Source organism: Paeniglutamicibacter sp. MACA_103, assembly GCF_045798555.1.
GTDB lineage: Bacteria > Actinomycetota > Actinomycetes > Actinomycetales > Micrococcaceae > Paeniglutamicibacter.
Genome location: NZ_JBIXLN010000016.1, coordinates 38249 through 63030 on the forward strand (window position 1 = coordinate 38249; position 24782 = coordinate 63030).

22 protein-coding genes and 1 tRNA gene are annotated in these 24782 nt (G+C 69.4%); 14 read left to right on the forward strand and 9 right to left on the reverse strand.

Features of this window, described 5'->3' with window-relative positions; genetic code table 11:
- Nucleotides 1–61: 61 nt before the first annotated feature.
- Nucleotides 62–152 (forward strand) — tRNA-Ser (locus ACIPVK_RS09565).
- Nucleotides 153–309: 157 nt separating this feature from the next.
- On the opposite strand, the gene ACIPVK_RS09570 is transcribed toward ACIPVK_RS09565, so the two are convergent.
- Nucleotides 310–1044, reverse strand: coding sequence for an NUDIX hydrolase (locus tag ACIPVK_RS09570; RefSeq protein WP_407611744.1), 735 nt, complete (start codon nt 1042–1044; stop codon nt 310–312).
- A 110-nt stretch (nt 1045–1154) separates the two neighbouring features.
- Here ACIPVK_RS09570 and ACIPVK_RS09575 point away from each other — a divergent pair, with 110 nt between their 5' ends.
- Nucleotides 1155–2174, forward strand: coding sequence for an SPFH domain-containing protein (locus tag ACIPVK_RS09575; RefSeq protein WP_407611745.1), 1020 nt, complete (start codon nt 1155–1157; stop codon nt 2172–2174).
- Nucleotides 2175–2182: 8 nt separating this feature from the next.
- Entirely contained in the window at nt 2183–3082 is a 900-nt protein-coding gene (locus tag ACIPVK_RS09580) for a hypothetical protein (RefSeq protein ID WP_407611746.1), read from the forward strand.
- Between the two features lie 155 nt (nt 3083–3237).
- Here the strand turns inward: ACIPVK_RS09580 and ACIPVK_RS09585 are convergent, their stop codons facing one another.
- The gene (locus ACIPVK_RS09585) at nt 3238–4011 is read right to left on the reverse strand and encodes an SDR family oxidoreductase (RefSeq protein ID WP_407611747.1); all 774 of its coding nucleotides are present in this window, start codon (nt 4009–4011) and stop codon (nt 3238–3240) included.
- Nucleotides 4012–4093: 82 nt separating this feature from the next.
- Nucleotides 4094–4798, reverse strand: a complete 705-nt coding sequence (locus ACIPVK_RS09590; protein WP_407611748.1) for a phosphatase PAP2 family protein — start codon at nt 4796–4798, stop codon at nt 4094–4096.
- Nucleotides 4799–4898: 100 nt separating this feature from the next.
- Here ACIPVK_RS09590 and ACIPVK_RS09595 point away from each other — a divergent pair, with 100 nt between their 5' ends.
- The 5 genes from ACIPVK_RS09595 (at nt 4899) to ACIPVK_RS09615 (ending at nt 14665) form a co-directional block, all read left to right on the forward strand.
- Nucleotides 4899–5357 carry a 23S rRNA (pseudouridine(1915)-N(3))-methyltransferase RlmH gene (locus ACIPVK_RS09595; RefSeq protein WP_407611749.1) on the forward strand — a complete coding sequence of 153 codons (459 nt, stop codon included), beginning with the start codon at nt 4899–4901 and terminating at the stop codon, nt 5355–5357.
- Nucleotides 5358–5416: 59 nt separating this feature from the next.
- On the forward strand, nt 5417–10306 hold the full coding sequence (locus ACIPVK_RS09600; RefSeq protein ID WP_407611750.1) for an ATP-dependent helicase: 4890 nt from the start codon (nt 5417–5419) through the stop codon (nt 10304–10306).
- Nucleotides 10307–10417: 111 nt separating this feature from the next.
- Nucleotides 10418–11251, forward strand: coding sequence for a DNA-formamidopyrimidine glycosylase family protein (locus ACIPVK_RS09605; RefSeq protein ID WP_407611751.1), 834 nt, complete (start codon nt 10418–10420; stop codon nt 11249–11251).
- A gap of 69 nt (nt 11252–11320) precedes the next feature.
- Nucleotides 11321–12394 carry a pseudouridine synthase gene (locus ACIPVK_RS09610; RefSeq protein ID WP_407611752.1) on the forward strand — a complete coding sequence of 358 codons (1074 nt, stop codon included), beginning with the start codon at nt 11321–11323 and terminating at the stop codon, nt 12392–12394.
- Nucleotides 12395–12592: 198 nt separating this feature from the next.
- A complete protein-coding gene (locus ACIPVK_RS09615) occupies nt 12593–14665 on the forward strand; it encodes a hypothetical protein (RefSeq protein WP_407611753.1) in 2073 nt (690 codons plus the stop codon).
- Between the two features lie 22 nt (nt 14666–14687).
- Here ACIPVK_RS09615 and ACIPVK_RS09620 read toward each other — a convergent pair whose 3' ends face one another.
- Complete coding sequence (locus ACIPVK_RS09620) at nt 14688–14993, reverse strand: hypothetical protein (protein WP_407611754.1); 306 nt, start codon at nt 14991–14993, stop codon at nt 14688–14690.
- A 99-nt stretch (nt 14994–15092) separates the two neighbouring features.
- Between ACIPVK_RS09620 and ACIPVK_RS09625 the strand changes: the two genes are divergently transcribed.
- Nucleotides 15093–15869 (forward strand): DUF1684 domain-containing protein, encoded by a 777-nt coding sequence (locus ACIPVK_RS09625; protein ID WP_407611755.1) that lies wholly within the window; start codon nt 15093–15095, stop codon nt 15867–15869.
- Nucleotides 15870–15906: 37 nt separating this feature from the next.
- Here ACIPVK_RS09625 and ACIPVK_RS09630 read toward each other — a convergent pair whose 3' ends face one another.
- Nucleotides 15907–16686 (reverse strand): SDR family NAD(P)-dependent oxidoreductase, encoded by a 780-nt coding sequence (locus ACIPVK_RS09630; RefSeq protein ID WP_407611756.1) that lies wholly within the window; start codon nt 16684–16686, stop codon nt 15907–15909.
- Nucleotides 16687–16833: 147 nt separating this feature from the next.
- On the opposite strand from ACIPVK_RS09630, the gene ACIPVK_RS09635 reads away from it, so the two are divergent.
- Complete coding sequence (locus ACIPVK_RS09635) at nt 16834–17580, forward strand: glutamine amidotransferase (protein WP_407611757.1); 747 nt, start codon at nt 16834–16836, stop codon at nt 17578–17580.
- Here ACIPVK_RS09635 and ACIPVK_RS09640 read toward each other — a convergent pair.
- Nucleotides 17577–18149, reverse strand: a complete 573-nt coding sequence (locus ACIPVK_RS09640; RefSeq protein ID WP_407611758.1) for a YdeI/OmpD-associated family protein — start codon at nt 18147–18149, stop codon at nt 17577–17579. The genes ACIPVK_RS09635 and ACIPVK_RS09640 overlap by 4 nt on opposite strands.
- An 81-nt stretch (nt 18150–18230) precedes the next feature.
- On the opposite strand from ACIPVK_RS09640, the gene ACIPVK_RS09645 reads away from it, so the two are divergent.
- From ACIPVK_RS09645 to ACIPVK_RS09655, 3 genes are read left to right on the forward strand one after another with little or no spacing between them, the layout of a single operon-like run.
- Nucleotides 18231–18389 (forward strand): CopG family transcriptional regulator, encoded by a 159-nt coding sequence (locus tag ACIPVK_RS09645; protein ID WP_407611759.1) that lies wholly within the window; start codon nt 18231–18233, stop codon nt 18387–18389.
- A complete protein-coding gene (locus ACIPVK_RS09650; protein WP_407611760.1) occupies nt 18389–19099 on the forward strand; it encodes a hypothetical protein in 711 nt (236 codons plus the stop codon). Before ACIPVK_RS09645 ends, ACIPVK_RS09650 begins: the two co-directional genes overlap by 1 nt.
- A 29-nt stretch (nt 19100–19128) precedes the next feature.
- Nucleotides 19129–20238 (forward strand): NADH:flavin oxidoreductase/NADH oxidase, encoded by a 1110-nt coding sequence (locus ACIPVK_RS09655; protein WP_407611761.1) that lies wholly within the window; start codon nt 19129–19131, stop codon nt 20236–20238.
- A gap of 158 nt (nt 20239–20396) precedes the next feature.
- Here ACIPVK_RS09655 and ACIPVK_RS09660 read toward each other — a convergent pair whose 3' ends face one another.
- Both ACIPVK_RS09660 and ACIPVK_RS09665 read right to left on the reverse strand, forming a co-directional pair.
- Nucleotides 20397–21749: an MFS transporter gene (locus ACIPVK_RS09660; RefSeq protein ID WP_407611762.1), complete on the reverse strand. Its 1353-nt coding sequence runs from the start codon at nt 21747–21749 to the stop codon at nt 20397–20399.
- Between the two features lie 37 nt (nt 21750–21786).
- Nucleotides 21787–22020, reverse strand: coding sequence for a hypothetical protein (locus ACIPVK_RS09665; protein WP_407611763.1), 234 nt, complete (start codon nt 22018–22020; stop codon nt 21787–21789).
- 161 nt (nt 22021–22181) lie between these two features.
- Between ACIPVK_RS09665 and ACIPVK_RS09670 the strand changes: the two genes are divergently transcribed.
- Nucleotides 22182–23168, forward strand: coding sequence for an AsnC family transcriptional regulator (locus ACIPVK_RS09670; RefSeq protein ID WP_407611764.1), 987 nt, complete (start codon nt 22182–22184; stop codon nt 23166–23168).
- Between the two features lie 93 nt (nt 23169–23261).
- On the opposite strand, the gene ACIPVK_RS09675 is transcribed toward ACIPVK_RS09670, so the two are convergent.
- Nucleotides 23262–24704 (reverse strand): DHA2 family efflux MFS transporter permease subunit, encoded by a 1443-nt coding sequence (locus ACIPVK_RS09675; RefSeq protein ID WP_407611765.1) that lies wholly within the window; start codon nt 24702–24704, stop codon nt 23262–23264.
- Nucleotides 24705–24782: the final 78 nt, after the last annotated feature.

The following is a 24782-nucleotide window of genomic DNA, read 5'->3' on the forward strand; positions in this document are numbered from 1 at the left end:
CTGCCCCGAAAGATGGCTCGTTTTTGTTGTGGGCCATTTACCCGGTAGAGTGTTCTGGTCTGGTGACGTGTCCGAGCGGCCGAAGGTGCAACACTCGAAATGTTGTGTACGGTAACCCCGTACCGAGGGTTCAAATCCCTCCGTCACCGCCATAAGAAGGCCCCGAATCCCCTCTAAACAAGGGATTCGGGGCCTTTTGCTTTGCCCGCACAGAAGTCGGAGTGGAGGCCTCCCGCCTTGGAATTGCGGAAGTGACGCCTTTCCGCCTTCCAGGAACAGGTGCGTGGGCATGCCTGTACCGAGGCAGCTTCAGGAATTTGGTCGCATGAGCGGCGGGTTGAGTACCGCTCGGACCGGTTCATCCGCTGCGGAACGAGCCTCCGCCGCGAGCCGGAAGAGCGCTGCAGGGCGACCGGCGTCGCCCGTGGTCATCCGCCCGGTGTCCTCAAGGAAACCAGGGTTTCCCGTGGCCTTGCGGTGGAAGTTCCGGGGATCCAGGCGGGTGCCCCACACTGCTTCATACACGGCACGGAGTTGCGCGATGGTGAATTCCTCCCCGCAGAATGCCGCCCCCAGCGGCGAGTACTCGAGCTTTGACCGTGCCCGCTCCACGGCGTCGGCCAGGATGCGGGCATGGTCGAAAGCAATTTCGCTTTCCCCGTCCAGGACGTCGCTGACCGGGTACCACGCGGCGTGTTCGGCGTCGCTTCCGGCAGACAAGACGGGAAAATTGGGCGCCAGCAGCAGGTGCGCCACGGTGAGTACGTCCCCGCGCGGGTCGCGTCCCCGGGGCCCGTAGCTCTGCAGTTGCTCCAGGTGCCCAGGGACCTGCTTGACCCCGGTTTCCTCCGCCAGTTCGCGGATCGCAGCCTCCCCCAGGCCCTCTCCGGCAAGCACGAACCCTCCGGGCAGCGCGAGCTTGCCGCGGAACGGCTCGATGCGGCGCGTAATGAGCAGGACGTTCAGGGCATCGTCGCGGACGGTGAGGGCGACGATGTCCACCGTCACCGGGAAGCGCGTGGGCGCCGGCAGGGATTTGGCCATGCACCCATCATAAATACTTATCGTCACCTTGACAATAATTCTGGATTCGTCCTATGCTTTTGTTATCGTCAAACCGACGATAACTTGAACAGTTTGAGGAGCACCCCGCCATGGCCACCATCAAGCGCTACCCCTGGATCAGCCACTTCCTGGGCAGCCCCACCGGCTACGTCGTCCACCTGCAAAAGGGTGCCGTCCGGCACCGGGGAGTGGGCCAGGCGTTTTGGTTCCGGCCGGCGGCATCCGTGCTGAGCGAAGTTCCCGTCGACGACCAGGAACTGCCCACGCTCTTCCACGCCATCACCCGCGACCACCAGGACGTGAGCGTCCAGGCCAACGTCACCTACCGCTTCGTGGACCCGGTGTCCGTGGCCAGCCGGCTCGATTTCGCCCTCCAGCAGGCGGGCCCGGCAACCTCCGGCGGCAAGGAACAGGTGGCCACGATCATTGGCCAGCTCTGCCAGAGCCACGCGATCGACCACATCGCCACCACCACGCTCGCCCAGTCGCTGGAACGCGGGGTCAGCGAACTGCGCCAGCTCCTCACCGAGGCCCTGCGCACCGACACCCGGCTGGTGTCCACCGGCATCGAGATCCTCGGCGTGCAGGTCCTCGCCGTCCGGCCGGAGTCCGAGGTCGAACGGGCCCTGCAGACACCGGTCCGCGAACAACTGCAGGCCGAGGCCGACCGGGCCGTGTACGAACGCCGGGCAGTCGCGGTCGAACGTGAACGGACGATCTCGGAAAACGAGATGGCCAGCCAGATCGAACTGGCCTCCCGGCGCGAACGCCTCGTGGCCCAAGAGGGGGCCAACGCCAGGCGCGAGGCCGAGGAACAGGCCGCCGCCGGCCTTGTCCAGGCCAATGCGGAAGCCGAACGCCGGGGCATCGGCGCCACCGCCGAGGCCAACCGAATCCGCCTGGTGGGCGAGGCGGAAGCAGCACGGGAAGCCGCGACCATGGAGGTCTACCGGGGCATGGACCAGGCCACCCTGCTGGCCTTGGCATTCCGCGAGGCCGCCGGATCGCTGCCGAACATCGGCAACCTGACCGTCACCCCGGACCTCCTCAGCGGGGCGCTGGCCGGCTTGTTCCGGGAACCGGGCGCCGCAGCCGTCGGCGAAAAGTAGGCCCGGCCGTGGAAAAATCCCGCCTCGTCATCGTCCACCGGCGAACCGAGCTGGACGAATTGCTGGACCGGCACGCCACCCTCGGCCAGGCCGAATTCTTTCTCAGGTCCCGGGGCCGCACCATGGCCGCCGTCCAGGAGCGCCACGAGCTGCTTGCCGCGGCCCTGTCAACCGTCCGCGCCGCGGTCCCGGCCGACTGGCGCCGCGCCGAGGTGGAACGGGGGGACCTGAACAGGTTCATGTTCACGGCCGAGGACATCATCGCCGTCGTGGGCCAGGACGGTCTGGTGGCCAACGTGGCCAAGTACCTCACCGGCCAGCCCGTCATCGGGATCGACCCGGAACCGGGAACGAATCCGGGCGTCTTGGTCCGGCACACCGCAGCGGATGCCGCACGGCTGCTGGGCAACCCCGCCCCGGGCGGCGGAAAACGGGTGCCGTTGCCCTGCCGGGAACTGTCCATGGTGAGAGCAAGGCTCGACGACGGACAGGAATTGTCGGGACTCAACGAGATCTTCATCGGCCACCCCTCCCACCAGTCGGCCCGCTACCGGCTCACGACGCCGGAGGGCCTCAGCGAGCCGCAGTCGTCGTCCGGCCTCATCGTTTCCACGGGGACGGGCGCCACCGGATGGTGCGCCTCCATCGCCCTCGAGCGCGGGGGCCGCACCCTGCCGGCCCCGACGGACCCGGCCCTGGCATGGTTTGTCCGCGAAGCGTGGCCCTCCCCCGCCACCGGGACGTCCCTGACGGAAGGTGCACTGGAGGCGGGCGAAGCGCTGCGCCTCACCGTGGCGTCGGACCAGCTGGTGGTGTTTGGCGACGGCATGGAGCAGGACCGACTCACCGCCTCCTGGGGACAGGAAATCAGCGTCGAGCTCGGCATTCGGCCCCTGCGGCTGGCGTAGGCGTCGTGGATGAACGGCCCCATCCTCCGCAAGGCGGCACGGGCCGGATCCAGGGGGTCGTGTTCGCCGGCCCCGAATCGAGTCGGAGATCTCCGTGCGCGGACTTGGCCGGCTTCCCGGGAGAACGATGCCTGCCACTGGCTGGGGAAAGCCGTTCAGGCCTTCCGGCCGTTGGCCAGCCACTGCTCAAAGGTCGTGGGGTCCGTCAAGACGGAAGTGGAGGGGAGCAGCCCGCCGTTCATCGCCTTCATTCCCGGCACCGGAACACCAATGACGCGGGCGTGGGGGCCGCCATTGCGCGAGACGGCGTTGTTCCTGGAGACCAGGCGCGCCAAGTGGGCCATGTTGCGCGGCTCGGGACCGGCCAGGTCGACCCCCGCCGGGGCATCCTTCCCCGAATCGACCGTGGAGACGACCAATCTCGCCACCGCATCGGCAGCCACCGGCTGGCAATGCATGCGGGGCACCACCGCCACCGGCCCGAATCTCATTTGTTCCACCAAGGTCTCGGCCAGCTCGAACCACTGGGTGGACCGCACGATCGTGGTGGGGATCTTCGCGTTTTGGTAGCGGGCCTCCTGTGCGGCCTTGCCGCGGTAATAGCCCATCCGCCGGTTGACTTCCGGTTTGCGGGCGTTGATGATCGAGACGCACACCAGGTGCTTGACGCGTTCCTGCTCCGCGGTGCGAATGATGTTCTTGGCCGTGGTGTCGTAGAAGTCGATGCATGCGTTCGCGTTGACCGACATCATGTTCAGGCAATCCACCACGGTGTCCGCACCGCGCAACGCCACCGCCAGGCCAAAGCCCGTGTAGGCGTCGACGCCCGAGCTCCGGCTCGCAACCACCACCTCGTGGCCGGAATCCCGCAACAGGCCAACGACCCGCTTGCCCATGTTTCCGCTGCCGCCGAGAACGATCACCCTCATGCATTTCAGCCTACGCCTGAAAGCGCTGTTGGTTCGAGGGAAACCAGGTGGTTCGCGGCCTCCGAGCTTGCGCCGGGCCGATTCAGAGCTGCAGCCACCTGACGGTGCGCCGGTTCTTGAGCAGCACGAAGTGGTGCAGGAGGATGATGACCGCCACCCAGCTGCCGCCAATGAGCAGGCCGCCCAGGACATCGGTCAGCCAGTGGTGCCCGAGGTAGATCCGGCTCCATCCCACACACAGCACCAAGCACGCCAAGGTGCACACGAGAAGGATTCGCGCCCAGAGGCTGCGCAGGATGAGGATCGACAGGTATCCGATGATCCCCAGGATCGCGATGGAGTTGAGTGTATGGCCGCTGGGGAAGGCGAAGGACGAGGGAATCGGTGCCAGAACGCTCTCCAGCGATGGCCGCGCCCGGCCCAGGGTGGCCTTCAGGACGAGGGTCAAGGCCACGGAGCCCGCCGCCGTCAGCGCGATGAGCACTCCCGGCCACACGCTGCGGGCGCGCCATGAAAACAGGACGGCAACGCATAGCGCCAGAATCGTCATGGCCGGGGTGTCCCCCAGGACGGTGAAGAACCAGGCGGCGTCCGTCGCCGCCGCGTTGCGGTGCGACACCATCCATTCAAGAACCGGAATGTCCCAGGCATTGGGCACCCCGCCGGCGCGGACCGAAACCCAGACGCGGCGTGCCACGGCAAAAAGCCCCAGCAATATGGCGAGGGCGAAGACCAGGATCGACCCGGCATGTCGGCGGTTTTTCCCGGGCCGGCGCGGTGAACTCATGCAAGCCAGCCTAGACGTTCGCACCGGGGCTTGGTTCGATGCGGGCCGTTGCCTTGGGTATCTGCCGGAGGGTCGGGCCGGCATGCGGGAAGATGGAGGCATGACAATTCGCGTGCTGGCCATCGGCAAGAAACATGAATCCTGGGTGAGCGAGGGCATCGAGCGCTACGAAAAACGCATGAAGAAGCCCTTCGACCTCAAGTGGCAGCTGCTCCCCCATTCGGCACGCGAGGGGGATGCGGCCCGCACCGAGGAATCCGAACGGATCCTGTCCAAGGTCGATGCCCGGGACTTCCTGGTGCTGCTCGACGAGCGAGGCAAGAACATCGATTCCCCCGCCCTGGCCACGACCCTGCAACGCCCCATCGACAGCTCACGGAACATCACCGTGGTGATCGGCGGCGCCTACGGCGTCGACGCATCGGTGCACTCCCGCGCGGACTTCACCTGGAGCCTGTCCAAGCTGGTCTTCCCGCACCAGCTGGTGCGCCTGATTCTCACCGAGCAGCTCTACCGCGCCCAGGAAATCGCCTCGGGCGGCAAGTACCACCACGTTTAGCCCGGCCGCCGGGGAACACCGGCCCCCAATTGACGCCTCCAGCGTTTAGGCTGGGGTCGATGGCTAAGAATGTTGAGGCGGCGCACGTCCTTGAGCGGTTCACCCCCGCGACGCGGGCCTGGTTCGAGGGAGCCTTTGCCGCGCCGACCCCCGCCCAGATCGGGGCGTGGGACGCCATTTCCACCGGCCAGCATGCCCTGGTGGTTGCCCCCACGGGATCCGGCAAGACGCTCTCGGCGTTCCTGTGGGCCCTGGACTCCTTTGCCCGCGCCGCCACGGAGATCCTGGCCCCCGCACTCCCGGGCCTGGAAACCGGCGCGTCCCCCGGGGCCAAGGACAAGAAATCCGCTGCCGCCCCCGGCGGCACCAAGGTGCTCTACATTTCGCCGCTCAAGGCCCTGGGCGTGGACGTCGAGCGGAACCTGCGCGCCCCGCTGGTGGGCATCAAGGCCACCGCGGCGCACCTCGGGCTCGCGGTGCCGCAGGTCTCCGTCGGGGTCCGCTCCGGGGACACCCCGGCGGGCGAGCGCCGCAAGCTGGTGACCAACCCGCCGGATATCCTCATCACCACCCCCGAATCCCTCTACCTGATGCTCACCTCCAGGGCCCGCGAGTCCCTGACGGGCGTGCATACCGTGATCATCGACGAGGTGCACGCGGTGGCCGGCACCAAGCGCGGCGCCCACCTGGCCCTGTCCCTGGAACGCCTCGACGCCCTGCTGGCCTCCCCTGCCCAGCGCATCGGGCTCTCGGCCACCGTCGAGCCGCGCGACGAGGTCGCCCGCTTCCTGGGCGGCACGGCCCCGGTGCGTATCATCGCCCCGCCCATCACCAAGACCTGGGAACTGAGCGTGCGGGTGCCGGTCGAAGACATGACCGACCTGCCCGCCGCCGCGGCCGCCCACGACCTGGGTCCCAGTTCCGGGCTGGCCCCGCAGGCGAGCATCTGGCCGCACGTCGAGGAGCAGATCGTCGATTTGATCGAGGCGAACCGCTCCACCATCGTCTTTGCCAATTCGCGCCGGCTGGCCGAGCGGCTGACCGGGCGGCTGAACGAGATCCACGAAACCCGCACCACGGGAACCGGCGCGGCACCGGGTTTCGCCCCGAACGGGATCGGTTCCACCGGCGCCGAGATGACGGCGGGCACCCCCGCGGTGCGGGTGCAGCCGGGCACCGGGATGCCGGCGGCCATGATGGCCCAGGCCGGAACCACCGCCACCAGCACCCCGGCGGGCGAGGGCGGATCCGTGGCGCCGCTGGCCCGCGCGCACCACGGCTCGGTGTCCAAGGAGACCCGGGCGAACATCGAGGACGATCTAAAGACCGGGGTGCTGAGGGCCGTGGTGGCCACCAGTTCCCTGGAGCTCGGCATCGACATGGGCCTGGTGGATTTGGTGATCCAGGTCGAGTCCCCGCCCTCGGTGGCCTCGGGCCTGCAGCGCGTGGGCCGCGCCGGACACCAGGTCGGCGAGACCTCCACCGGCACCTTCTTCCCCAAGCACCGCGCGGACCTGCTGGCCACCGCGCTGACCGTCTCGCGGATGCGCGAGGGGAAGATCGAGAAGCTGCACATCCCGGCGAACCCGCTGGACGTGCTCGCGCAGCAGACCCTGGCCGCCTGCGCGCTTCAGGACCTGGGCGTCGAGGCCTGGTTCGAGACCGTCCGGCGCTCCGCCCCCTACGCCGCGCTGCCGCGCGCCGCCTTCACCGCGACCCTGGAAATGCTGGCCGGCAAGTACCCGTCGGACGAGTTCGCGCAGCTGCGCCCGCGCATCGTCTGGGACCGGGACGCCGGGGTGCTCATCGGGCGGCCCGGCGCCCAGCGCCTGGCCGTGATCAGCGGCGGCACCATCCCGGACCGCGGGCTCTTCGGCGTGTACCTGGCCGCCGGCGACGACGGTTCCGGGGCCAAGGGCGGGCGCCGGGTCGGGGAGCTGGACGAGGAAATGGTCTACGAGTCCCGCGTCGGGGACGTCTTTGCGCTCGGGGCGACCAGCTGGAAGATCGAAGACATCACGCACGACCGGGTGCTGGTCTCCCCCGCGTTCGGGCAGCCCGGCAAGCTGCCCTTCTGGAAGGGCGACACCCAGGGCCGGCCCGTGGAACTGGGTGCGGCGCTGGGCGCCTTCACCGCCCGGCTGGCCAACGCCACCGAGGCGCAGGCGCGTGCCGAGCTTCAGGACATCGGCCTGGACGCCTTTGCGGCGGGGAACCTGCTCAACTACCTGGGCGCTCAGGAACAGTCGACCTCCGTGGTGCCCAGCGACAAGACGCTGCTCATCGAGCGCTTCGTGGACGAGCTCGGGGACTGGCGGGTCATCCTGCACTCGCCCTTCGGGCTGCCGGTGCACGCGCCCTGGGCGCTGGCCGTGGGCGCGCGGCTGCACGAACGCTACGGGCTGGACGGATCGGCGATGGCCGCGGACGACGGGATCGTGCTGCGCGTCCCGGCCATGGACGACGAACCTCCCGGGGCCGAGCTCTTCGCCTTCGAACCCGACGAGATCGAGGACCTGGTCACCGCGCAGGTGGGCAATTCCGCGCTCTTCGCCTCGCGCTTCCGCGAGTGCGCGGCCCGCGCGCTGCTGCTGCCGCGCACCGACCCCTCCAAGCGCACCCCGCTGTGGCAGCAGCGCCAGCGCAGCGCGCAGCTGCTGGACGTGGCGCGGAAGTACCCGGACTTCCCGATCATCCTGGAAACCGTGCGCGAGTGCCTCAACGACGTCTACGACCTGCCCTCGCTCAAGGGGCTGCTGGCCGGCATTTCCTCGCGTTCCCTCGCGGTGCGCGAGGTGCAGACCCGCACACCCTCCCCCTTCGCCCAGTCGCTGCTCTTCGGCTACGTCGCCCAATTCCTCTACGAGGGCGATTCGCCGCTGGCCGAGCGCCGTGCCGCCGCCCTGTCCCTGGACCCGGCACTGCTGAACGAGCTGCTGGGCCGCACCGAGCTGCGCGAACTGCTCGACGCCAAGGTCATCGCCCGCACCCAGGACGAGCTGCAGCGCACCGCGGAGAACCGCAAGCTGGCCGGGCTCGAGGGCGCCGCGGACCTGCTCCGGATGCTCGGCCCGCTGGACGCGGCGGCCGTGGCGGCCAGACTGCGCCCCGAAGGGGAAGACACGACCGAACAGGACGCCGTTGAGGCCGCGGCCGATCACCTGGCCTCACTGGTGCGCGCCAACCGGGCGCTGGCGGTGCGCCTGGGCGGGCGGGAGCTGTTCGCCGCGATCGAGGACGCCCCGCGGCTGCGCGACGGGCTCGGGGTCCCGCTGCCGCACGGGGTGCCGCTGGCCTTCATCGAGCCGGTGGCCGATCCGGTGGGCGACTTGGTCTCCCGCTTTGCCCGCACCCACGGGCCCTTCACCGCACCGGATGTCGCGACCGCGCTGGGCTTGGGCGTCGCGGTGGTCGTTTCTGTCCTGGAGCGGCTGGTGGCCGATTCCCGGGTCATGGTCGGGGCGTTCCGGCCCGCCGAAATGCTCCTTGACGCCCCGGTGGCCGGAGCCGGCGCCACCGAATATTGCGATGCGTCGGTGCTGCGGATGATCCGCACCCGCTCGCTGGCCGCGCTGCGGGCGGAGGTCGAACCCGTGGACCAGGAGACCTTCGCCCGGTTCCTGCCGGGCTGGCAAGGCATCGGCGCCGGGCTGCGCGGGATCGACGGGGTATTGGCGGTCATCGAGCAGCTGGCCGGGGTGCCGGTTCCGGCCTCCGCCCTGGAATCCCACGTGCTGCCCGCCCGCGTGCGGGACTACACCCCGGCGATGCTCGACGAGCTCATGAGCTCCGGGGAGGTGCTGGTCTCCGGCGCCGGGGCGCTGGCTGGGACCGACGGCTGGATCGCCCTGCACACGGCGGAAAACGCGCCGCTGAGCCTGCCGCTGCCCGACACCTCCTCGCTGGGACCGCTGGCCGCCCGGCTGCACGCCGTGCTGGGCTCCTCCGGCGCCCACTTCGTGCCGCAGCTGGCGCAATTGCTGGCCCGATCCCCCGGCGACGGACCCGGCGCCGCTTCGGGAAGCGAACCGTCCGCCGCCTCGGTGCTCGAGGCCCTGTGGGAACTGTTCTGGGCCTCGGCCGTCGCCCCCGACACCCTGGCACCCATCCGCCAGCTGCTCTCCGGGGGCAAGTCCGCGCACCGGGTGCCGGCCCTGGCCCCGCGGGCACGGACCGCCCGGCTGGGGCGCATGGCCATGCTGCGTGCCGGCCGCCCGGATGCCGGCATCGACCTGGCCGGGCGCCGCCAGCTCCCCGATTCGGCCTCCGGGCGCTGGGCGGCGCTGCCCGCGCCAGAGGGGGACACCACCATCCGCGCCCACGCCGCGGCCGAGTTCCTGCTCGAGCGCTACGGGGTGGTGACCCGCGGCTCGGTCGCCGCCGAATCGGTGCCCGGCGGCTTCGGGCAGCTCTACCGGGTGCTCGGCCGGCTCGAAGAGGCCGGGCACACCCGCCGCGGCTACTTCGTGGAGCGGCTCGGTGCCGCCCAGTTCTCCACCTCCGCGACCATCGACCGGCTCCGCGCCCTGGTGCGCGAGCCCGGGCATCCGGCGCCCCCGGTGGCGCTGGCGCTGGCGGCCACCGACCCGGCCAATCCCTACGGGGCGGCGCTGGGCTGGCCCGAGGCCGCCGGCGGGCACCGACCCGGGCGCAAGGCCGGCGCCCTGGTGGTGCTGCTGGACGGACGGCTGGCCCTGTACGTGGAGCGTGGCGGCAAGACGGTGCTGGGCTTTGGCGCCTTGTCCGGGGAACCGGATTCCCCCGACGCCGATCCCGCGGTGCTCGATGCCGTGGCAACCGAGCTTGTGGCGGTGCTGCGCCGCGCCGCCATCGCCAAGCTGGGAATCGAGAAGATCAACGGAAAACCCATCGCCGATACGCCCGTGGGCGCGGCCCTGCGGCGTGCCGGGTTCTATTCGAGCCCTAGTGGATTGCGTTTTAGATCCTAGGTAATTGCGCCGATTCCACCCGCGGACCACGGACACCGGCTAGGCTAGGTGATCAGGGTCACCTGAAACTTGGGCAGGTGAACCCTTCTAGCTGGATAGGTGGTTTTAGCGATGCCCGAAGGGGACACAGTTTTTCGCACGGCCCGTCGATTGGAGGCCGCGCTGGGGGGCAGGGCCTTGAGCACGAGTGATTTCCGGGTGCCCGCCCACGCAACCTTGTCGTTGGTGGACTGGATGGTGGAGTCGGTGGTTTCGCGCGGCAAGCACCTGCTCATCCGCACCCGTCCGCCGAACAAGGTTTCCGCACCTCCACTGAGCATCCACTCCCACCTGCTCATGGAAGGGCATTGGGACGTGTACGCCACCGGCGAGCGCTGGCGCTCCCCGGCGTTCAAGGCACGCGCGGTGCTGGGCAACCAGGCCTTCACCGCCGTGGGCTTCGAACTCGGGTTCCTGCACGTGCTGCGGACCACCGACGAGGTGGAGGTCATCGGCCACCTGGGCCCGGACCCGCTGGGGCATTCCTGGGATCCGGACGAGGCGGTGCGCCGCCTGCTGGGCGACCCGGCCCGGCCCATCGGGCTGGCCCTGCTTGACCAGCGGCTGATTTGCGGGCTGGGCAACGTGTACCGCTCCGAGCTGCTCTTCGTCACCCGCGTGCATCCGCGCACCCCGGTGGGCGAGGTCGCGGACCTGGCCCACCTGGTGGACATCGCCCACCGCCTGCTTCACGCCAACAAGGACCGTGCCCGGCGGGTGACCACCGGCTCCGACGGGATGAACCCGTACTGGGTCTACGGCCGCGCCGGCCAGCCGTGCCTGCGCTGCGGGGGAACGCTGCAAAAGGAATCGCTGGCCGAATCCACGCGCAGCGCCGAGCGCGACGTGTACTTCTGCGCCGCCTGCCAGGACTCCAACGTCCCCAGCGGCCGAGGCGCCCGCTAGCGGCGGGGACGGCGGGGCGGCACCCGTCCGGGCGGGCCCGGCGCACATGACAGACTGGTGTGCATGGCCATGACCTCTCCCCTTCCCGTGCGCAACGGCGTCAACGCAACCCGCCTGCGCGTGCCCTCCTCGGGCCCGTGGGCCACGGTGTGCGAGTACATGCTGCACCGCTTCGGACACGTCGACGCGGCCGGCATTGCCCGCCGCTTCGAGCACGGCGAGGTCGTGGGCATCGACGGGAACCCGCTGGATGCCCACACCACGCTGGGCGCGCACGAGTTCATCTGGTACTACCGGAACCTGCCGGCCGAGGAACCGATCCCCTTCACCGAGACGATCCTGCACCACGACGAAAACCTGTTGGTCATCGACAAGCCGCACTTCCTGCCCACCACCCCCGGCGGGCGCTTCATCCAGGAATCCGCGCTGGTGCGGCTGCGCAACCGCGTCGGCAACCCGGAGCTGATCCCCATGCACCGGCTGGACCGGGCGACGGCCGGGATCCTGCTCTTCTCCACCAACCCGGAGACCCGCGGCGCCTACCAGACGCTCTTCGAGCGCCGCGAGATCACCAAGACCTACGAGGCGGTTTCGGCGCTCGAGCAGGTGGCGGGGCGCCCGGCCGGCGAGGTGCTGGGCACCGGCGGGCTGGGCGGCAGCGCGGAGGAGCGCAGCGGCAACGCGGTGGACGGCACGGCGGGCCCGGGCAACCACCTGCTCACGGAGGCCGAACTGCGCGGCCGCCTCGAGGCGCTGGGCCGGGAGCCGCTGGTGTACCGGAACCGGATGAGCAAGATCAAGGGGCAGCTGCGCTCGCTGGTCGAGGAGGGCGAACCGAACGCCGAATCCCTGATCGAGCTGTTGGGCACCGGGACCTCGGCCGGGCACTTTGCCGGGGTTCCGGTGGCCAAGTTCAGGCTGAGCCCGCACTCTGGCAAGACCCACCAGCTGCGCGTGCACCTGGCGGCCCTGGGACTCGGGATCCTCAACGACCCCTTCTACCCGACGTTGCTGGACCTGGCGGCGGATGACTACGCGCGCCCGCTGCAACTGCTGGCCCGCAGCATTTCCTTCATCGATCCGCTCTCCGGGATTCCGGTGAGCTACACCTCGGGGCTGGAGCTGGCCGAGTCCCCCGCCTGAGCGGCCGCGGCGGGGCACCCGCAGGGGCGCCTACAGGGGCGCCTACAGGGGCGCCTGCCGCGGCCATGGCGCAGCTCACCTTCGTGCCTCGGGCGTCAGGGCGTGGTAATCGGGCACCACGCCCGGGTTGTTCGGTACGCTGGAAGCCATCCGATGAGCCGGTGCGCCAAAGGCATCGCGGCGATGAAGGAGATGAAGATGAACAATTCCGATACCAGGACCTCCGCCGCGTCAAACAAATCGCAGGACCCGGCACCGTCCACCGGCAAGGACGAGCCGGCGACGACGCCCGAGGGGGCCGAGGCCGATCAGGCAAAGAAGCCCGCGGCACCCCAGGCAGCGAAAGCCGCCCCGGAGACCACAAACCACGCGCCGAAGGACGGCACCACAAACGACGCCGCTTCCCCGTCGCCGGGCCCGACCGACCTGGTCCGTGAATCCGGGAAGGCCGCACCCGCCGCACCGGCAGCACCGGCCAAGGCCAAGACCGATCGCGCAGGGAAGCCTCCGGCGCCCCCGGCAGCGAAAACCGCTCCGGACACCACAGACCACGCGCCGAAGGACGGCACCACAAACGACGCCGCTTCCCCGTCCCCGGGCCCGACCGACACGGTCCGGGAGTCCGGGAAGGCAGCACCGGCCGAGGCCCGGGAACAGCTCTCCCAGCGCATTGCCCACCCCGTGCCGCACCACTCCGTTCCGGAACCCGACAACGTCGAAGAAGTCCTCAAGAGCCCCGAGGGCACGGCTCCCGGCGAATCCCCGCTGCGCCACCTGACGGACAAGAAATCCTCGGCGGGACAGGATGCCACCGGCTCAGGCACCCAGGCGGTGTCCGGCGGTTTCACCGGACTGAACAACTGGCTCGATTCCCTGCCCGAGCCCAATTTGGAACGACTGGGCGACAGGATCTACGCGGCCCCCGCAACCTTCAAGAAGCGCTGGCACCGGTTCCGCATCGAGCGGGCCAAGGCCGCCGAGCTCAAGGAACAGGAGCGGCTGCTCGAGGTCGCCCGGGCCGAGGCGAAGGCGGAAGCCGCCAAGCGCGAAGCCACGCGCCTTGCACACCAGGCCAAGCTGGATGCCGCTGCCAGGCAGGCCGCCGACGCACGGATCGCCGCCCAGGCGCAGGCCGATGCCCGTGCCGCGGCCGCCGAGGAGGCGCGGTTGCTTGCCTTGGACCTGTCCCCCTCCGATTCCCCCGTGGACGGCGAACCCGAATTGCATGCCGGGAACCTGCTTTCCACACCGGCCGACGACTGGGACCCAGCCGATCACGACGCCCCCGGCGAAGGCCTCGTGGCTGCCGGCTCCGGGACCACGGTGGCCTCCACCCCGGCCCCGCCGATGGATCCGGAACAGCTGGCCGCGCTGGTGGCGAGCGCCAAGGCGGCCATAGACCACCAACAGACGGCGGCCGAGGAACCGGTCTACGTGGCCCCCTATGTGCTGCCCGAGACCGGCCCCAACCCGGCCGAGGAACCGGCGGACGTGCGCCGCCGGATACTCGGCAGCGGTGCCGCGTTGGCGGCGGCCGTGGTGTCCCTGGCCACCCTGGAAACCTTGTCCTCCGGGACGGTCGAGTCGCTGGGCTCCAACCACTCGCTGCTGTCCCTGGCACCCACCGCGCACCTGCTCTGGCCCGTCATCTTCGTCTGGGCCTTGCTGGGTGCCGCCTACTCGTGGGCACCCTCGCAACGCTCCGCGGTGCGCCAACGCGCGGTGGGCCATCGGTTCGCCCTGGCGTGCGCGGGCAACGTGCTGTGGATGCTCAGCGTCCTGAACGACTGGCTTTTCCCCGCCTTCGGCTTCGCCGCGGCCAGCTGCTGGTTCCTGTACACCGCCGTGCGCGGGTTGAACCTCAAGACCGCCCGCACCCCGCGCGAACGCATGCTCACCGACGCACCCGTCAGCCTCATGACCGGATTCAGCATGGTCGTGCTGGTGTCCACCTTCATGAACATGCTGGCGTCCTGGGGTGCCGGCGGAGCGGGCATCTGGATCGCCACTCTCCTGGTGCCGGCCCTGGGCTACGTCGCGACGAGCCTGTCCATGACCGAACGCGGGCGCATCATCATGGCGATCGGTTTCGGCTGGGGCATGTTCTGGCTGCTCGTGCCGCGGGTGCTGGGGGCCAACAATTCCATTTGGGTGGCCATCCTTGCAGGCATGGCAGGGTTCGTGGTGCTGCTGGCAACCGAGAACCGGCGCTACCAGATCCACCACGCCGAGCACCGCGCCGCGCGCGGCAAGACGACGGACTTCTCCTAGCCGGCGGTTTCCCGCTGCGCGCCTAGCGCCGCAGCGTGATCCAGCGTCCGCGGGTGCGGCGCAGCACCACCAGCTTTTCGGTCAGCCCCACCTTTTCCACCGCCGCGCGCATGGCCGCGGCCGAGGCGATGGCGCGGGCATCGGGGTTCCCGTCCTCCTCCACCGTGTAGCGCACGGTGATCCGCGGAACCCCGGCAACGACGTCCAGCTGGTTCGCATCCACATGGTGGGCGGCGGCCAAGGAGCCCACGGCGGTATCCATGACGGCTTCGGGGGCGTTCCCGGGCCGAAGCCCCATGATGTTCAACTGGGCGCGATAGGAAGGCATGGAAACCAGCCTAGTGCGTGCCCCCGACGCACCTTCACCTCGTCACCGCCCCGGCGAGGGCCGGTCCTCCCAGCGCGCGGAAGTGGCACACTGTATGCCATGAGTGCACCAACAGAATTCATGCAGTGGCGCCGCATGCGCGAAGAAGGCCTGGCGGTCCCGTTCGGGTGGCTATCGCTGAGCAGCTACCAGTGGCTGCCCGAGTCCCCGGGTCCGCTGGACCTGGTGCCCGGAAGCTGGAGCGCCGATGCCGTCGCGGCGAGGGCCACCTTCGAAGCAGCGGACTCCGTCACGACCCCGGACGGCGACCCGGTGCTCGGGCCGCTGGAGAGGTCCCTGCACGAGGACGAGTCGATGCATTTCATCCGCCACGGCGACACCCTGGTGGAGCTGGGCGTGCGCGGGGGCAGGTACATGATCCGCACACGCGAGCGCACCCATCCCCGGCTGAGGGCCTTCACCGGGGTGCCGGTCTTCGACTACGACCCGGCCTTCATCGTTCCCGGGCGCTACACCGCCTTCCACGCCCCGCGGGTCGTTCCGATCGACAGCTTCCGCGCCGACACCAAGCTCAAGGCCGAACTGATCGGCGACGTCGAATTCGAGCTGGCCGGGCACCCTGCCCGGCTGGCGGCGACCCAGAATGTCGACGGTTCCCTCACCCTGACCTTCCGGGACAAGACCAACGGGGTGCAGACCGCTCCTTGGCGCTTCGTCGCGGTCAAGGCACCGGGGCCCGACGGCACCGTCAGCATTGATTTCAACCGCACGCTGAACTATCCCATGGCGTTCTCGCCGCATGCGGTGTGCCCCGCCCCGGTCCCGGGCAACCAGCTCGAGGTCCCGGTGCGCGCCGGGGAGCTGCTGCCCCACTGAGCCCCGGGAACGGGCGCTGCGGTAGCTGCCACGCTACCTACTTCGGTCCCATGCGGATGGCGCCGTCCAGGCGGATTGTTTCCCCGTTGAGCATCTGGTTGGCCACGATGTGCGCCACCAGGGCCGCATACTCGGCTGGCTTGCCCAGCCGTGCCGGGTGCGGCACCTGGGCGCCCAGGGAAGCCTGCGCCTCGGCGGAGAGCGAGGCCATCATCGGGGTCTCGAAGATGCCCGGGGCAATGGTCATGACCCGGATGTAGTGGCGGGCAAGTTCGCGGGCCAGCGGCAGCGTCATGGCGGCCACCGCGCCCTTGGAGGCGGCGTAGGCGGGCTGGCCGATCTGCCCGTCGAAGGCCGCGACCGATGCGGTGTTGACGATGACCCCGCGCTCGGAGGTGCCGGTGTCCGGATCGACTGCCGGGTAGGTGGCAGCCATGGCCTCGGCCGCCAGGCGGACCACGTTGAAGGTGCCGGTGAGGTTGATGGCGATGACCTTCTCAAAATTGGCCAGCGGCAGCACTCCCTCGCGTCCCAGCACCTTGCCCGGGGTGGCGACCCCGGCGCAGTTGACCACGATGCGCAGGGGGCCGAGTTCGCCGGCCACGGCAATGGCGGCCTTGACCTGATCTTCGTCGGTGACGTCGGCGGCCACGAACCTGGCCCGCTCCCCCAGCGCGGCCGCGACCGCGTCTCCCTTCGCGGAGGCCAGGTCAACCAGCACCACGTGGGCGCCCGCGTCGTAAAGCACCCGTGCGGTGGCGGCCCCGAGGCCCGAGGCGCCCCCGGTGACCAGTGCGACTGAGTCGGTGATGAGCATGGTGTGGTTCCCTTCGTCGGTGGTACTGCGCCGGTCCCTCGATTGGGTTAGTGGCCATTAACTCACTACAGACTAGACCGGGAAGCCCCAAGACAGAAGGGGGGCACCGCACCTTGCCCGGGGCAACCCGGGAAGTAGACTGCAGCCATGGGCCGCTTCATCTTGGTTTCCACCAGGGAACACGACCTGGCCGCATCCGACGAGGTGCGCGGGGTCCTGGCCGCCGGCGGGCTGGCAGCCGATGCGTTGCGCGTCATCCGGCTGGACCGCGCACCCCTCGGCCCCATTGGCGCCCTGGGACTGGAGGACTGCCCGGGCATCATCTTGGGCGGCAGCCCCTTCAACGCCTCGGACCACCCCTCGCTGAAATCCCCGACGCAGCAGCGCTGCGAGTCCGACCTGTCCGGGTTGCTCGACGTGCTGGTGGAGGAGGACTTCCCGTTCCTGGGTGCCTGCTACGGCGTTGGCACCCTCGGCACCCACCAGGGCGGGAGAATCGATACGCACTTCGGCGAGCCCGTGGGCACCTCGCGCATCCGGCTCACCGCTCAGGGCCGCAGCGATCCGCTGCTGGCCGGGCTGCCCCAGGAATTCGATGCCTTTGTGGGCCACAAGGAGGCAGTCTCCGTGCTTCCGGAAACGGCGGTGCTGCTGGCGGATTCGGCGGCCTGCCCCGTGCAGATGTTTCGGGTCAAGACGAACCTCTACGCCACCCAGTTCCATCCCGAGCTCGACCCGGCCGGGCTGGCCCAGCGCATCCTGATCTACCGCGACGCCGGCTATTTCCCACCGCACGATGCCCAGCGGCTGCACGACGAGGCCCTGGCCGCGCAGGTGGAGTGGCCGGCGCTGATCCTGCGCAACTTCGTGCGGCGCTACGGGCCGTCGCGCTAGAAGATCCCGCGCCCGGCGTCGAGCCTGGCGACGTAGTCGGCGATCTTCTTCCGCCGTGTCTCGGCCCCCTTGACGGCATGCAGCCGGTAATAGATGGCGTAGCGCTCCGTGGCGCTGAGCGTTTCAAGCTTTTGAAGCGCCAGCGGGTGCCCGGCGAGCGACTCGAGGAAATCCTCGGGCAGTGTCGCGGTGGCCTGCCCCTCGTAGGCGGCGTCCCAGCGCCCGTCGGCCTTGGCCGCATCCACCGCGGCGATCCCGGAGGGCGCCATCAACCCCAGCCCGGCAAGCCGCTCCACGTTTGCCACGTTCCTGGTCGACCACTTGCTGCGCGCGGTGCGCGGGGTGAACCGGTTGTAGTGGGTGTGCTCGTCGCGGGCGCTGCGCTGGCCGTCGATCCAGCCAAAGCACAGGGCCTCGTCCACGGCCTGGGCGTAAGTGAGTTCGGTGGTGGTTCCGCCCTTCTTGTGCAGCACCAGGCGCACGCCCGGATGGCTGTCGTGGTGCTCGTCCAGCCAGGCCCGCCACGCGGCGGCATCGGGCAGCAACAGTTCTTCCAGGAGGATTGCCATGGACTCATCATTCCACCCCCGGAGGGGGACACCCGGCGAAGGCCTTGTGGCAAAAGTGGCTATATTGCTAGCATCCGTTACATGGCACCAAGCAAGGACGAACACAGCGACAAGATCCAATTCAATGTCTATCTTCCGGCACCCTTGGTCCGCCGCGTGAAGCACGCCGCCATCGATGACGGCAGCAGCCTCTCGGCCTTTGTGGAAAAGGCACTGGCCGAATACCTGGAGCGACGCTGATGTTGCGTGTCCGCCCCGTGGTGAACACCGCGCATGCCGCGGCTTGGGCCGAGCTGCTCCTGGCCCTGGGCCTTGCGGAGTTGCGGCACGACACCGCCGGGGAGCGGTGCTTTGCCGCCGCTTCGGGACGGGTGGTCATCCGCCCGGCACAGGCTTTCGCCATCGATCTGGGCTTCGAGGTGCGCGACCTGGAGAAGTTTGCGCAGTGGACCCGCAGCGACGGCACCGAGGTGCTGCTGCGCCGCGCGGAAGCCGGACCCATCGGGCACATCACCGCCGATGACGGGCTGGAGTTCACTGCCACCCCGGTCGATGCGAATGTCACGGCCGGATCGGGTCCGGCACCTGCGGGATCGCTCGGCGTGCTGGCGGTGTGGAACACCCCTGACGTCACGGGCTCCGCGCAGACGCTGCGGAACATCGGCGCGGTTCAATCCCCCGGCGGCCCGGGAGCCCCCGGCGCACATTTCAGGGCCAAACATGGCGGTTACGTAGAGGTCCGTGCCGCCGGCACCGCCGGGGTCGACCTCGAGTTTGGCATCCACGGCGATGCCGGGGAACTGGCCGCGCGGTTGGCCGCGGCCGGGCTTGACTCCCGGTTCGCCGCGGGAGCACACGGCAGGACACTGTTGGTGCCGCACCCCGACGGCGGGGACCTGCGGATCACCGAACGCCACCACCCTGCGGACGGCCGGGCGCCGCGGGAATAGCCCGGGCGGTGCACCGGTTGCCACCGGGCATGAGCAAACTCTTCACACCGGTCCAACTGGCCGCACCCGAGGGCCCGGGCCTGACGCTTCGCAACCGCACGGTGCTGGCGCCCATGTGCCAGTACTCGGTCACCAGCCTCGACGGCGTACCGCATGCCTGGCACCTGGCCCACCTGGGCGCCCGCGCCGCCGGGGGCTTCGGGCTGGTCTTCACCGAGGCCGTCGCCGTCACCGCGCAGGGCCGCATCAGCGACCGGGACGCGGGCATCTGGAACGACACCCAGGCACGGGCCTGGGCACCCGTCGTCGACTTCATCCATTCCCAGGGCGCGGCAGCGGGCATCCAGCTGGCACACGCCGGCGCCAAGGCCTCGACCCACGCCTGGCTGCCGGAGGCCGCCGCCGCCGGACGGGTCGGAAGCCTGGGGGCCCGGGACGGCGGGTGGGAAACCACCGGTCCCTCGGAAACCGAGGCCTTCGGGCTCGACTCCCCCGTCGCCATGACCGGCGAGCAGATCGCCGCCTCGATCCGCGACTGGGCCGATGCGGCGCGGCGTGCCGACGCCGCGGGGTTCGACGTCGTCCAGATCCACGGCGCCCACGGCTACCTGATCCACCAGTTCCTCTCCCCGCTGACCAACACCCGCACGGACGAGTACGGCGGCAGCTTCGAGAACCGCACCCGCTACGCGCGCGAGGTGATCACCGCTGTGCGTGCCGCCTGGCCGGCGCACAAGCCGCTTGCCATCCGCTTCTCCGGGGACGACTGGGTCGAGGGCGGGTGGAGGATCGAGGACACCGTGCGCTTCGCCACCGAGGCCTTCGAGCTGGGCGTCACCGCCTTCGACCTCTCCAGTGCCGGGATCGGCAGGTACCACGGACCCAGCGGCCCGGGCTTCCAGGTGCCGCTGGCCACAGCCGTGAAGCGGGCGGTTCCGGGGGCTTTCGTGAGTGCCGTGGGCATGATCAACGACCCCTCCCAGGCCGAGCAGGTGCTGGTCACCGGGGCGGCCGACGGGGTGTCGATCGGCCGCGCGGCACTGAAGAACCCGAACTGGCCGGCGGTTGCCGCCGCCGAACTGGGTGCTCCGCGCGAACAGGTGCCCTTCGCCGCGCAATACTGGCGCGCCCACTGGTAGGCACTTTTGCCCGGGCTCTTCCGCCGGCCTCGCGATCCGGCGGGGTAGGCGACTAATACCCCCGTTGCCCGCCCGTGCAAAAAGGTGCGGGCCGTCCGAGGGGGATCCCGGATGGCCCGCACCTTTTGCGGGGGTGTTGCGCTGCTCGTGCCCGGTGGTTAGCCGCGCAGGTCCTTGCCCGCGGACTCGGGCATCTTGTAGATGGTGAGCGCGCTGACGAGCAGCAGGACGATGGAGTAGACGGCGAAGACCGTGCCCCCGGTGGGGATTCCGAACCAGGCGTTGAACCCGGCCTGCAGGAAGGCAGCGGTGCCGCCGAAGGCCGCCACGGCGATGGCGTAGGGGATGGCCACGCCGATGGTGCGGATCGCGGTGGGGAACAGTTCGGCGTAGACGGCCGGAACGATCGAGGCGGAGGCGGCGATGAAGATGAGCATCACCGACATGGCGATGAACAGTTGCCAGGCTTCGCCGCGCACCAGGGAGGACATCGGGAACTGCAGGGCCGCGGCACCCAGTGCCGAGATCAGCAGGACCGGGCGGCGGCCGATGCGGTCCGAAAGCTTGCCCCAGAACGGCAGGGCCGTCATGAACACCAGGTTGGCGGCGACGCCGGTCCACAGTGCGGTGGCCGGATCCATCTTCAGGTTGGCGATGGCGTAGGCGGGGGTGGAGACGGACCAGATGTAGTAAACGACGGTCAACCCGACGGTCAGGCCGATTACCCGCAGCGACTGGCGCCAGTTGGCCATGATCTGCGAGAACACCGAGGGACCCTTGTTGCCTGCCGCGGCCTTGGCCGACTTCTGCTCCTCGAACTGCTCGGTTTCCTTCAGGCGCGAGCGCATGATCAGGGTGTACAGGCCCATCAGCGCACCGACGGCGAACGGGATGCGCCAGCCGAAGGCACCCATCTGTTCCTTGGTCAGCACCACGGTCAGGATCGCGCCGAGCAGCGTGCCGGCGACGATGCCGGCGGTGCCGGAGAAGTACATCAGCGTGGAGTAGAACCCGCGCTTCGGGGCCGGGGCCACCTCGGCGAGGTAGGTCTGTGCGCTGGGCATCTCGCCGCCGTGCGCCAGGCCCTGCAGCAGGCGGGCCACCAGCAGGATCAGCGAGGCGCCGGCGCCGATGCTGGCGAAGGTCGGGGTGATCGCGATGATCAGCGAACCGACCGAGGCCAGGCCCACGGCCATGGTCATGGCCGCCTTGCGGCCGACCTTGTCACCGATCAGGCCGAAGAAGGCACCGCCGAAGGGGCGGGCGACGAAGCCGACGGCGAAGATCGCCATGGTGGCCAGGAACGCGGAGGTCGGGTCGGCCTTGGAGAAGAGCTGGCCGGAAATGAAGGAGGCAAACGTGGCGTAGATGGCCCAGTCGAACCATTCCACGGCATTGCCCGCGCCAATGCCCAGCAGGGTCTTGAGGGTGGACTGGCCGGGTGCCCCGTGCGGGGTCCGTTCGGTGCTCTGGGTGGTGCCGGCCGGGGCCAGCGGTGCCTTGATGCTCATGGGAGTTGGGTCCTGGATCTGTGTGGGAGAGGGGGAATCAGCGAGTTGCGAGGGAAGCGAGCCCGGCGGTGGCCGGCTGCGTGCAGGGCGCGGTACCGCGGCCCCACACCGAATCATCAAAACGTGCGTGCGGGGAGTGGCTGTGTCCGGCCGCCGCGGCCTCCGGACCGGGAGCCGGTGTGGCGCGCTCGCGGTGCAGCGCGTGGCGCGGGCGGACGATCTCCGGTTCACGTTCGCGTGCGTCCTGCGGGATTGCTTTGCTGTCGTCCATGCCCTGCTGCCTCCGTCCTGGATTCCCCGGCCCTCCGATTGGTGAGCCATGTCACTATCGATCGTGAGGCACGGCCGGGATAATGGAGGAAGATTCACGGATATTTGCACAAGGTGGCCTTCAAACCACGATTCCGTGCACGCGATGAAAAAGGGGTCCCCATGGAACTGCCGGTCGAGGACCTGCAGCTGGTCAACGCGCTGCAAATCGCGCCGCGGGCCAGCTGGGCCGAGCTGGGGGCGGTCCTCGGGCGCCACCCGGCGACGCTCTCCGCCCGCTGGTCCCGGCTGCGCGAGGACCGCATGGCCTGGATCCTGGGACACCTGGGCGGCCACCCCGAGCAGCATTGCACCGCGTTCATCGACGTCGTGGCCGATCCGGCGTTGGTTGACCAGGCGCGCGTCGACCTCTGCGCCATCCCGGAGTTGCTTACCGTCGACGACGCGACCAGCAGTGCCGACTTCCGGCTCACCTGCCTGGCCGCGGACTGGCTGACCATGGCCCGCGAGGTGCTGCCGCGCATCAAGGCCGCACGCGGCGTCCAGCGCACCAAGGTCTCGCTGTGCACCAAGCTCTATGCCACCGGCAATGTGTGGCGGCTCGATGTCCTCGCCCCCGTGCAGCAGGCCCAGCTGCAGCGTCTGGCCCAACCACGGGTGGCGCAGCCAACCCTGATCCCCGCCACCTTTTGGCCCATGCTGCGGGTGCTGATGCGCGACGGACGCGCCACCGCCTCGGAAATCGCCCAGGCCACCGGTCAGCACCCCTCCACCACGGGCCGGGCGCTGCGGACCGCGCTGGAGACCGGCATGGTGACGCTGCGCTGCGAGCTGGCGAGCCACTACACGGGTTACCCGCTGACGGTGCAGTGGTTCGCGAAGGTCCCTGCGGGCACGGCGGACGACGTGGCCGCGTTCCTGATGGAACATCGGACCCTGCGGCTCTGCGCCTCGACGACGGGGGCGGCGAACATGACGTTCATGATGCAATTGCGCACCGCGGCGGACATCGCCGACCTCGAAGCCAGGCTGGCCGCCCGGGTCCCCGGTGTCGACATCATCGAGGCGTGCGTGGGCGTGCATTCCTTCAAGCGCATGGGCTGGATGCTGGATCCGGAGGGGCGTCCCACCGGGGAGGTCGTCGCCTGAACCGCGAATGACGCCACAAACGACGATTCCCCTGCGGCTTCCCGCAACGGGGAACGGCAGGGGAATCGTGTCACGGAAACCGGGTGACGGGTCCTAGTGCGCGTGTTCCTCGACCGTCGCCGCGGCGGGCGCCTTTGCCTTGGTCAGGAAGAGGGCAATGACGACCATGCCGGCGGCGCAGATCGAGGCCACCGTGAATCCGGCGGAGAACCCGTTGATCTGCGCCTGGATCGGGTCGATCCCGGCTGCGTCGCCGGCGGCGATGCGGGAGGCCAGGACGCCGACCAGCAACGCGGTGCCGGCCGCGCCGCCGAGCTGCTGCAGGGTGGAGAGCACGGCGGAACCGTGGGAGTGCAGGGAATGCGGCAGCGGGTTCAGTGCCGTGGTGAACGCCGGGGTGAAGATCAGCGCCAGCGCCAGCGACATGGTCAGGTGCAACCCGATGATCACGCCGATCTCGGTCTCGGCACCCAGCAGGCGCGAATAGCCAAAGAGCACCAGCGTCAGGATCACGGTGCCTGGGATCATCAGCGGGCGCGGGCCCACCTTGTCGAAGATGCGCCCCACGAAGGGTGCCAGCAGGCCCATGAGCAGCCCGCCGGGCAGCAGCATCAGCCCGGTGGACAAGGTGTCGAGCCCGCGCACGTTCTGCAGGTACAGGGGCAGCAGGATGATGACGCCGAAGAGCGCAACCATGGCCAGCACCATCAGCGAAAGGGACAGCGTGAACGGGCGGTAGTTGAAGGTGCGCAGGTCCAGCAGGGCGTGGTTCTTCTTCTGCAGGCGCAGCTGCAGCATCGTGAAGGTCACCAACGCCATCACGGCGATGACAAGGATGCCCAGCGTCTGCGCATCCAGCCCGTTGGCCGAGAGCCGGCTGAGACCGAAGACCAGCCCGCCAAAGGCGGGGATGGACAGGATCACCGAGGGTATCGACAGCGGCATGGTGGAGGCCTCGGCGGTCTTGTTCAACCGCGGGGCGCCAATGAACAGCGCGGCCAGTGCGATGGGGGCCACGATCAGGAACATGAATCGCCAGTTCAGGAACTGCAGGATCAGGCCCGAGATGGTCGGGCCGATGGCCGGTGCCACGGAAATCACGATCGACACGTTGCCCATGATGATCCCGCGGCGTTCGGCGGGCACCAGGTCAAGGATCGTGGTCATCAGCAGCGGCATCATGATCGCGGTTCCGGAGGCCTGGATGACGCGGGCGACCAGCAACAGCTCGAAGCCGGGGGCCGCCGCGGCAAGCAGAGTGCCCAGCGAGAACAGCCCCATGGCCAGCATGAACACCCCGCGGGTGCTGAAGCGCTGAAGCAGGAAACCGGTGGCCGGGATGACCACGGCCAGGGTGAGCATGAAGATCGTCGCAAGCCACTGGATGGCTTCCTCGCTGACCTGGAACTCGTGCATGAGGACCGGCAGCGCCACGTTCATGATGGTTTCGTTGAGGATCACCACGAAGGCGGAAACGATCAGCACCGTGATGGTGGCCAGGTCCTTGGGGTTGAGTTTGGTGCTGGTCTCGGTCACGGGTAGTGGCCTCTTCCATGAAAAGTGGTGGGTGGGCTTTTGCGGAACATTTCATTCTAGCGTCGGGGGGCTCCGGTT

What these genes read in the sequence shown, in the direction of transcription:
- ACIPVK_RS09620 (WP_407611754.1), bottom strand. Translation starts at nt 14,993, where the DNA reads ATGCCTTCCTATCGCGCCCAGTTGAACATCATGGGGCTTCGGCCCGGG.
- ACIPVK_RS09590 (WP_407611748.1), bottom strand. Translation starts at nt 4,798, where the DNA reads ATGAGTTCACCGCGCCGGCCCGGGAAAAACCGCCGACATGCCGGGTCG.
- ACIPVK_RS09660 (WP_407611762.1), bottom strand. Translation starts at nt 21,749, where the DNA reads ATGAGCATCAAGGCACCGCTGGCCCCGGCCGGCACCACCCAGAGCACC.
- ACIPVK_RS09605 (WP_407611751.1), top strand. Translation starts at nt 10,418, where the DNA reads ATGCCCGAAGGGGACACAGTTTTTCGCACGGCCCGTCGATTGGAGGCC.
- ACIPVK_RS09650 (WP_407611760.1), top strand. Translation starts at nt 18,389, where the DNA reads ATGTTGCGTGTCCGCCCCGTGGTGAACACCGCGCATGCCGCGGCTTGG.
- ACIPVK_RS09640 (WP_407611758.1), bottom strand. Translation starts at nt 18,149, where the DNA reads ATGGCAATCCTCCTGGAAGAACTGTTGCTGCCCGATGCCGCCGCGTGG.
- ACIPVK_RS09610 (WP_407611752.1), top strand. Translation starts at nt 11,321, where the DNA reads ATGACCTCTCCCCTTCCCGTGCGCAACGGCGTCAACGCAACCCGCCTG.
- ACIPVK_RS09570 (WP_407611744.1), bottom strand. Translation starts at nt 1,044, where the DNA reads ATGGCCAAATCCCTGCCGGCGCCCACGCGCTTCCCGGTGACGGTGGAC.
- ACIPVK_RS09575 (WP_407611745.1), top strand. Translation starts at nt 1,155, where the DNA reads ATGGCCACCATCAAGCGCTACCCCTGGATCAGCCACTTCCTGGGCAGC.
- ACIPVK_RS09615 (WP_407611753.1), top strand. Translation starts at nt 12,593, where the DNA reads ATGAACAATTCCGATACCAGGACCTCCGCCGCGTCAAACAAATCGCAG.
- ACIPVK_RS09670 (WP_407611764.1), top strand. Translation starts at nt 22,182, where the DNA reads ATGGAACTGCCGGTCGAGGACCTGCAGCTGGTCAACGCGCTGCAAATC.
- ACIPVK_RS09655 (WP_407611761.1), top strand. Translation starts at nt 19,129, where the DNA reads ATGAGCAAACTCTTCACACCGGTCCAACTGGCCGCACCCGAGGGCCCG.
- ACIPVK_RS09625 (WP_407611755.1), top strand. Translation starts at nt 15,093, where the DNA reads ATGAGTGCACCAACAGAATTCATGCAGTGGCGCCGCATGCGCGAAGAA.
- ACIPVK_RS09630 (WP_407611756.1), bottom strand. Translation starts at nt 16,686, where the DNA reads ATGCTCATCACCGACTCAGTCGCACTGGTCACCGGGGGCGCCTCGGGC.
- ACIPVK_RS09665 (WP_407611763.1), bottom strand. Translation starts at nt 22,020, where the DNA reads ATGGACGACAGCAAAGCAATCCCGCAGGACGCACGCGAACGTGAACCG.
- ACIPVK_RS09645 (WP_407611759.1), top strand. Translation starts at nt 18,231, where the DNA reads ATGGCACCAAGCAAGGACGAACACAGCGACAAGATCCAATTCAATGTC.
- ACIPVK_RS09635 (WP_407611757.1), top strand. Translation starts at nt 16,834, where the DNA reads ATGGGCCGCTTCATCTTGGTTTCCACCAGGGAACACGACCTGGCCGCA.
- ACIPVK_RS09600 (WP_407611750.1), top strand. Translation starts at nt 5,417, where the DNA reads ATGGCTAAGAATGTTGAGGCGGCGCACGTCCTTGAGCGGTTCACCCCC.
- ACIPVK_RS09595 (WP_407611749.1), top strand. Translation starts at nt 4,899, where the DNA reads ATGACAATTCGCGTGCTGGCCATCGGCAAGAAACATGAATCCTGGGTG.
- ACIPVK_RS09585 (WP_407611747.1), bottom strand. Translation starts at nt 4,011, where the DNA reads ATGAGGGTGATCGTTCTCGGCGGCAGCGGAAACATGGGCAAGCGGGTC.